This is a genomic window from Geminocystis sp. CENA526, assembly GCF_050753365.1.
Lineage (GTDB): Bacteria > Cyanobacteriota > Cyanobacteriia > Cyanobacteriales > Cyanobacteriaceae > Geminocystis.
Window position 1 is genome coordinate 1 of the sequence record NZ_JBLZFY010000312.1, and the last position, 1,100, is coordinate 1,100.

General features: G+C 36.3%; 2 protein-coding genes. One reads left to right on the top strand and one right to left on the bottom strand.

The annotated features are described in order from the left end of the window. Positions 1-431, top strand: a 431-nt coding sequence (locus ACN4EE_RS23600; protein ID WP_431708951.1) for a DUF6636 domain-containing protein, incomplete at its 5' end; no start/stop codon positions are given. A 92-nt stretch (positions 432-523) separates the two neighbouring features. On the opposite strand, the gene ACN4EE_RS23605 is transcribed toward ACN4EE_RS23600, so the two are convergent. Further along, positions 524-937, bottom strand: a complete 414-nt coding sequence (locus tag ACN4EE_RS23605) for a hypothetical protein (RefSeq protein WP_431708952.1) — start codon at positions 935-937, stop codon at positions 524-526. Between the last annotated feature and the right edge of the window lie 163 nt (positions 938-1,100).

A 1,100-nucleotide genomic window follows, 5' to 3' on the forward strand; every position in this document is an offset into this window, starting at 1 on the left:
CATTATTGTCTTGTCTTGTTGGAGGTTTGACAATTTTCTTGAGCCCAGAAATGATTACTGCTAGTAGCTCATCTAATAAGCAAAATACGCAATTAACGGGTTTTATGATGCCTAGTAAAAATATTTTTTGTGCTTTGCTCAATGCTAACGAATTACGATGTGAAATTGCTAGTGGGCTTAAGCCCTTACCCTCTCAACGACCACCTCATAGCGAGTGTGTTTGGGGACAAAGTTTATTGTTACCTTCTTCGGGAAAAATTGAATTTTTGTGTATTAGTGACACAATTTGGGACAACTATCCAATACTATCCTACGGCAAAAAATGGCAAAAATCTGGAATTGAGTGCCTTTCTCAGAAAACAGGATTAACTTGTAAAAACAGTACAGGAAATGGTTTTTTTCTCAGTCGTGAACGGTGGAAAGTATTTTAAGTTATCCCTTCGTTTTCGATCGATCGATGTACAATAATTCCAGAATTTAGAAATGACAAATGTTGTCAGAGTTTGAGGATCATGGGGTTATCTTAACGGGAAACTGGTTTAAAATTCTTGGTAAAGTTAATCCATCTTTGTTCCTTTCCACCAGTTAAATTGAGAGTGGGAACAGATACCATTCTTGTAATAGGAGGACCTGATTCTTCTTGTCCGTAGATAATGGGAGTATTTTTAGAAGGTCCTAAACCATAGGCAGCCACAATATCATAAACTAACTTACAGGGAATATAAAAAGTCCCCATATTAATACTTCCATTACCCGCAAAATAAGTCCACTCTCGATTCCCCCCATCTCCAAATTGTTGACATTCTAAATAAGTAACCTCAAACATTTTTGCTATATGCACATCATATACTCTCAGTTTCCCCCCAAAAGCGGACTTGGTGGTTTGAGTATCAGGTACAGTTAAATCATAATAACCTTCCGAAGTAGAAATAGTCATGGGTAAAGACTTTCGTACTGTTTGTGCCTCCACACCTATGGGGGTAAAAATTAATATTAATGACTCATCGTTCGCTCAAATAAAATAAGATAATGGGCAAATAAAGGTTAAAATCAATACTGAATATAGCATTGAGCAAGATGGAGTAAAGGAATTATTATAC

Coding starts and splice junctions, on each gene's coding strand:
- ACN4EE_RS23605 (WP_431708952.1), bottom strand. CDS start 937: ATGACTATTTCTACTTCGGAAGGTTATTATGATTTAACTGTACCTGAT.